Raw genomic sequence first — 5,818 nt, 5'->3', positions numbered from 1 at the left:
GTCGACGGGTCCGCTCGCGACGACGACCAACCGGTCCGGCGCCGCTGCGACGAGCGCGCCGACGGCGTCGAGCGCGGCGGCGCGAACGTCCTCGAGCACGACGGCACGTCCGGCCGCGCCGGGTACGAGCAGGACGGTCTCCGGGACGAGGGCAGCGATGGCGAGCACGCCCCGACGTTAACCGCTCGTGGCGAGCCGGTCGCCATCGGGCCGGCAGGCCACCAGAAAACGAACCACCCACGCACCGTTGCAGATGAGTGCTGATTAGCGGCGCTCATGCTGCACTCTCACCTTGCGGTGGGAGGGTCCCGGTCTGACCGCGTTGCCGCGTGCCGGGTTGACGCTTCACAGCCACCTGCCGGGCAAGCCCGGTCCTCTGGTCGGCTCCACGTCCGTTGTGGGTCTCCGCGCCACTCGCGGCGACCTTGAGCTCATTTCTGCCGTACTGCGCCAGGTTCAGCGCAGCGTTGACGTCCCGGTCCATGACCATCGCGCAGACGTCGCACACGTACATACGCTCGGAGAGGGTGAGCTTGGCTCTCACCGCACCACACCGCGAGCAGGTCTTGCTACTGGCGAACCAGCGATCGGCGACGATCAGGGTCCCGCCGTGCCATTCGATCTTGTACGCGAGCTGGCGTCGGATCTCGGAAAACGAAGCATCGGCAACGTGCCGGGCCAATCGCCGGTTCTTGGTCATCCCGGCGACGTTCAGGTCCTCGATCACCACCACGCCGTAGGTGCGGGCGATGCTGGTGGTCAGCTTGTGGATCGAGTCCTTCCGGACATCGGCGACTCGGCCGTGTAGCCCGCCCAGACGAGCACTTGCGCGCCGCCAGCGGTTCGAGGGTCGCTGCCCGGTGCGCCGGTCCGGCCCCTGCCGGCGGGACACCGTGCGGGCCGCGCGGCGCACCTTGCGCAGCGCCGCACCCAGGTGCCTGGGGTTGGGGATCTCGGTCCCGTCCGAGAGCACCGCAAGGGTCTTGATCCCCAGGTCGATGCCGATCACGTCGCCTGGCTTGGTCGCCCGAGGACGCTGAACGTCCTGCTCGACCGTGAACGAGGCGAACCATCGGCCGCGCTCGAACCGCACCGTGGCAGAGCGGATGCGGGCACCGGCCAGACGGTCAGTGACATCCTCGTGCAGCTTCATCCGGCCCAGTACCGGCAGGACCGCAGTAATGCCACCGGCCCGGATCGGCCCGGTGGTGAACCGGACCGACGGGCGAGCCTGGTGCTTGGACCTGAACCGTGGGAACCCGACCTTCGCGCCCTTGCGCTTGGGGCCCCGGGACGCCGACCAGTTCTTCAACGCCCGCGCGAGGCGCTCCAGGCCGCTCGCGTAAGCCTCTTTCGAGTTCTCCCGCCACCAGGGCGCCACGTTGATCTTGGCGAGGTTCCAGGCCTTGCGCAGCCCATAGAACGACCAGTCCACGAACGGGGTCAAATCCTCGCCCGTGATCCCGTAGGACTTCTCCGCCGCACGCTGGGACAGGTTCGCCTTGACCCTCGCCAGCCCCCAGTTGAAAGCGACCCGGGCCCCGCCCGCGTGCGACCGCAACGCCCGCTCCTGGGACGGGGTCGGGTCCAGGGCCACCCGGACGGCGAGCAGGGTCATCACGGCTCATCCGCCGTCGCAGCCGCGACGGCGCGTGCGGCACGATTCGCCGCCGCCCGGCGCCCGTACCGGCGCGCGACACCTCGGATCGCGGAGTATGGCCAGGAACTTACGGCGGTGCCCGTTCAACGCGGACCCGACCTCGCTCACCACGCGGTCCACCGCGATGTGCTGCCCAGTGGACCATTCGGTGACCCGTGCGACCTGCCGGTCAAGGTCCGGGCGCTGATCGGCGGACGACACCCGTGCATACACGACGGCCTGACCGGTTGTGGCGTCCGGGCGTACCGGCCCCCCGATCACGATCAGCCGACCAGCCAGATAGGCGGGCACCGGAAGCTTCCCGGCCAGGTACCAGCGCCGGGCGCTGTCCTACGACACGCCCCGCGCGGCTGCCCACTGCTTCAGGTTCACAACGCCACTCCGTCATACTTCTGCCAACTAAAGCAGGCCGAATCGGCAATAGTTGCAGCCCCCTGACCCCGACCCGCGCACGCGGGTAGGGTTTCCTCGTATGGGCTTCTTCCGAAGCGGGCACGGGGGCGGCTGGCTGGGGCAGGGTCGCGGGCCCACCGAGCCGGACGACGACGGCCTGCCTGAATCCGAGATGTCCGGCGCCCAGCTGCGCGACGAGGTCCAGGACCTGCTCGCGCGCGAGCTCGGCGCGACCGGGATCGACACGGAAGCCGGCGCCGACACGCCGACGCCGCTGAGCGTCGCGCGCATCATCGAGTGGTTCGACACCAACCAGTTCAGCTACTTCCTCGACAACGACGGGGACCTCGGTGGGCTGTGGCGCGGGCGGCTGTTCTACTTCTTCCTGTTCGGTGAGCAGTCGGAGATCCTGCAGATCCGGGGGCAGTGGAACCGTGAGGTCGCCATCGAGCGGCTCGAGGAGGTGCTCGGGGCCTGCAACGAGTGGAACGCCGACCGGATCTGGCCCAAGGCCTACGTCCGCGTCCGGGACAACGGCATGGTGCATGTGATCGCGGAGGTGGCGACCGACCTTGAGCACGGGGTCACCGACACCCAGCTCGCGCAGCTGCTGAACGCGGGGCTGAGCACGGGCAACATGCTCTTCGACGCGATCGACGAGCTGTACCCGGACCCCGCGGCGGTGGCACCGTGAAGCCCGACGCGCTCCCCGGTTGGATCTCCCGGGTCCTGCGCAACGCCCGACCCAAGGCTCAGCCGGAGCCGGTGCCGCGCGAGCGCGTCACGCCGATCTCCCGCAGCCGCATCGCCGACTACCTCACGCGCCGCGGCTACCGCTTCGTGATCGACGACGACGGCGATCTCACCGGCACCTGGGACGGCAACCGGTTCTGGTTCCTGCTGCTCGGTGAGCAGTCCGAGATCGTGCAGGTGCGGGGACGCTGGCACCGCACCCTGCCGGTCGAGCGACGGTCGGCGGTGCTGCTGGCCGCAAACGACTGGAACCGCGAACGCATCTGGCCGAAGGTCTACGTGCGCGAGGAGGAGGGCGAGCTCGCCCTGTACAGCGAGGTGTCGGTCGACCTCGAGCACGGCGCGACCGAGAACCAGCTCGCGCAGCTGCTCGGGTGCGGGCTCGGCACGGGCGTCCAGGTGCTCACGGCGCTCGACGCCCTCCTCCCGGAGCCCCCGCTGGCTCTCTGAGCCCACCACCCCCGACGTGTCAGCCGCTGCGCGCAGCAGGGACCGCGCTGCGGCTGACACGTCGAACGGACCCACACGTGTCAGCCGCTGCGCGCCCCAGGGACCGCGCTGCGGCTGACACGTCTCGGGGGCTAGCGGCGGCGGAGGGTTGGCAGGCCGATCGCGACCGGGCCGCCGGCGGGCGCGCCGTGGGAGTGCTCGTCCTCGCCGAGGCCGGCGCGGGCCCGCTCCCGGTCCGCCCAGGCATCCCCGGCACGCGTGCGGCGCACGGCGAACGTGCCGCCCTCGGTCGCCGAGTCGGCCACCAGGTGGTGTGGCGCTCCGTGCGTCACCTCGACCGTGACGAGGTCGCCGGGACGAGGCAGCCGGGGGTCGACGTCGGGCGCGAGGCGCGGGTCGAGGCCGCCGTCGTCGGCGGCGCGCGCCACGACTCCCGCGGGCAGGGCGAGGTGGACGAGGCGGTTGTCCGCGGCCCGCCCGGAGATCCGCAGCGAGGCGCTGTCCTTGCGCCCGCGCTCCTCGGCCGCCAGCACCTCGACCGTGCGGCCGACCTGGGCGACGTTCTCCTCGAGCGAGATGCGCTCGGTCAGCACCGCGAGCCGCTCGTAGCGTTCCTGCACGACGGCCTTGGGCAGCTGGTCGGGCAGGTCGGCGGCGGGGGTGCCGGGACGCTTGGAGTACTGGAACGTGTACGCCGAGGCGAACCGGGCCTCGGCGACCACGCGCATCGTCTCGGCGAAGTCCTCCTCGGTCTCCCCCGGGAACCCCACGATGATGTCGGTCGTGATGGCGGCGTCGGGCATCACGGCCCGCACGCGCTGGAGGATGCCGAGGAACTTCTCCGAGCGGTACGAGCGCCGCATGGCCCGCAGCACCCGGTCCGAGCCGGACTGCAACGGCATGTGAAGCTGGGGCATGACCGACGGCGTCTGCGCCATCGCCGCGATGACGTCGTCGGTGAACGCGGCCGGGTGCGGGCTGGTGAACCGAACCCGCTCGAGGCCCTCGATCGCGCCGCACGCGCGCAGCAGCTTCGCGAACGCGCCGCGGTCGCCGAACTCGACGCCGTAGCTGTTGACGTTCTGACCGAGCAGGGTCACCTCGAGCGCGCCCTGATCGACGAGCACCTGCACCTCGGCGAGGATCTCGCCGGGGCGCCGGTCGCGCTCCTTGCCACGCAGCGCCGGCACGATGCAGAACGTGCAGGTGTTGTTGCACCCGACGCTGATCGAGACCCAGCCCGCGTACACCGACTCGCGCCGGGTCGGCAGCGTGGACGGGAAGACCTGCAGCGACTCGGCGATCTCGACCTCGGCGCGCTCGTTGTGCCGGGCGCGCTCGAGCAGCACCGGCAGCGCGTCCAGGTTGTGCGTGCCGAAGACGACGTCGACCCACGGCGCGCGGTCCACGATGCCTGCGCGGTCCTTCTGCGCGAGGCAGCCGCCGACGGCGATCTGCATGCCCGGGCGGTCGCGCTTCACGCTCGCGAGCTGGCCGAGGTTCCCGTACAGCTTGCCGGCCGCGTTCTCCCGGACCGCGCACGTGTTGATGACCACGACGTCGGCCACCGACGCCTCCGTGCCGTCCTGCGCGCGGGGCGCGGCGACGTAGCCGGCCTGCTCGAGCAGGCCCGCCATGTGCTCGGAGTCGTGGACGTTCATCTGGCAGCCGAGGGTGCGCACGAGGTAGGTGCGGGGGCTCGTCGGGGCGGTGGTCGTGGACATCGCGACAAGGGTACGGCGCACGTCCCGGTTTCCGGTGTGTTGCCAAGTCGTGACCTTCCTGAGTAGGTAATGAAACAAACGGCGCTTAGGTTCATCACATGGTCAACCAACCTGAAGACTCCGTCATGCCCACCGGACGCGGGGTCGCCCTCGGTGAACCGTTGGTCGTGCTGACGAAGGTGAACAAGAACTTCGGGTCGCTGCACGTGCTGCAGGACATCGACCTCACGGTGCATCGCGGTGAGGTGCTGGTGGTGATCGGGCCGTCGGGTTCGGGCAAGTCGACGTTGTGCCGGGCGATCAATCGTCTGGAGACGATCGACAACGGCACGATCGAGATCGATGGCGTGCCGCTGCCGGCGGAGGGCAAGGCGCTGGCCCAGCTGCGGGCCGACGTCGGCATGGTGTTCCAGTCGTTCAACCTGTTCGCCCACAAGACGATCCTGGCGAACGTGACCCTCGGGCCGATCAAGGCCAAGGGCGTCAAGAAGGCCGTCGCGGAGGCCACCGCGATGAAGCTGCTGGAGCGGGTCGGCGTCGCGAACCAGGCGAACAAGCTCCCCGCCCAGCTCTCCGGGGGTCAGCAGCAGCGGGTCGCGATCGCCCGGGCGCTCGCGATGGAGCCGAAGGTGATGCTGTTCGACGAGCCGACGTCGGCCCTGGACCCGGAGATGATCAACGAGGTCCTGGACGTCATGGTGTCCCTCGCGAAGGAGGGCATGACGATGGTCGTGGTGACCCACGAGATGGGCTTCGCCCGCAAGGCCGCCAACCGCGTGGTGTTCATGGACGGCGGGCAGATCGTCGAAGAGGCCGAGCCCGAGCAGTTCTTCACCGC

5 protein-coding genes and 1 pseudogene are annotated in these 5,818 nt (G+C 70.3%); 3 read left to right on the top strand and 3 right to left on the bottom strand.

Annotated elements, in window-relative coordinates; genetic code table 11:
* Positions 1 to 274: 274 nt before the first annotated feature.
* Positions 275 to 1,618: an IS607 family element RNA-guided endonuclease TnpB gene (gene tnpB / locus VIM26_RS01880; protein ID WP_331948618.1), complete on the bottom strand. Its 1,344-nt coding sequence runs from the start codon at positions 1,616 to 1,618 to the stop codon at positions 275 to 277.
* An 84-nt stretch (positions 1,619 to 1,702) separates the two neighbouring features.
* Positions 1,703 to 2,032 (bottom strand): annotated as a pseudogene (locus tag VIM26_RS01875) (recombinase family protein); the annotation flags it as partial.
* Positions 2,033 to 2,132: 100 nt separating this feature from the next.
* On the opposite strand from VIM26_RS01875, the gene VIM26_RS01870 reads away from it, so the two are divergent.
* Positions 2,133 to 2,747, top strand: coding sequence for a YbjN domain-containing protein (locus tag VIM26_RS01870; protein ID WP_331948617.1), 615 nt, complete (start codon positions 2,133 to 2,135; stop codon positions 2,745 to 2,747).
* Positions 2,744 to 3,256, top strand: a complete 513-nt coding sequence (locus tag VIM26_RS01865) for a YbjN domain-containing protein (RefSeq protein WP_414696430.1) — start codon at positions 2,744 to 2,746, stop codon at positions 3,254 to 3,256. The genes VIM26_RS01870 and VIM26_RS01865 overlap by 4 nt, the downstream gene beginning before the upstream one ends.
* Positions 3,257 to 3,387: 131 nt before the next feature.
* On the opposite strand, the gene miaB is transcribed toward VIM26_RS01865, so the two are convergent.
* On the bottom strand, positions 3,388 to 4,980 hold the full coding sequence (miaB, locus tag VIM26_RS01860) for a tRNA (N6-isopentenyl adenosine(37)-C2)-methylthiotransferase MiaB (RefSeq protein ID WP_331948616.1): 1,593 nt from the start codon (positions 4,978 to 4,980) through the stop codon (positions 3,388 to 3,390).
* A 125-nt stretch (positions 4,981 to 5,105) separates the two neighbouring features.
* On the opposite strand from miaB, the gene VIM26_RS01855 reads away from it, so the two are divergent.
* On the top strand, positions 5,106 to 5,818 hold a 713-nt coding region (locus VIM26_RS01855), incomplete at its 3' end, for an amino acid ABC transporter ATP-binding protein (RefSeq protein ID WP_414696429.1).

Source organism: Pengzhenrongella sp. (assembly GCF_036565025.1).
Lineage (GTDB): Bacteria > Actinomycetota > Actinomycetes > Actinomycetales > Cellulomonadaceae > Pengzhenrongella.
The sequence above is the reverse complement of the archived record's forward strand: the minus strand, read 5'-3'. Positions and strand labels throughout refer to the sequence as shown.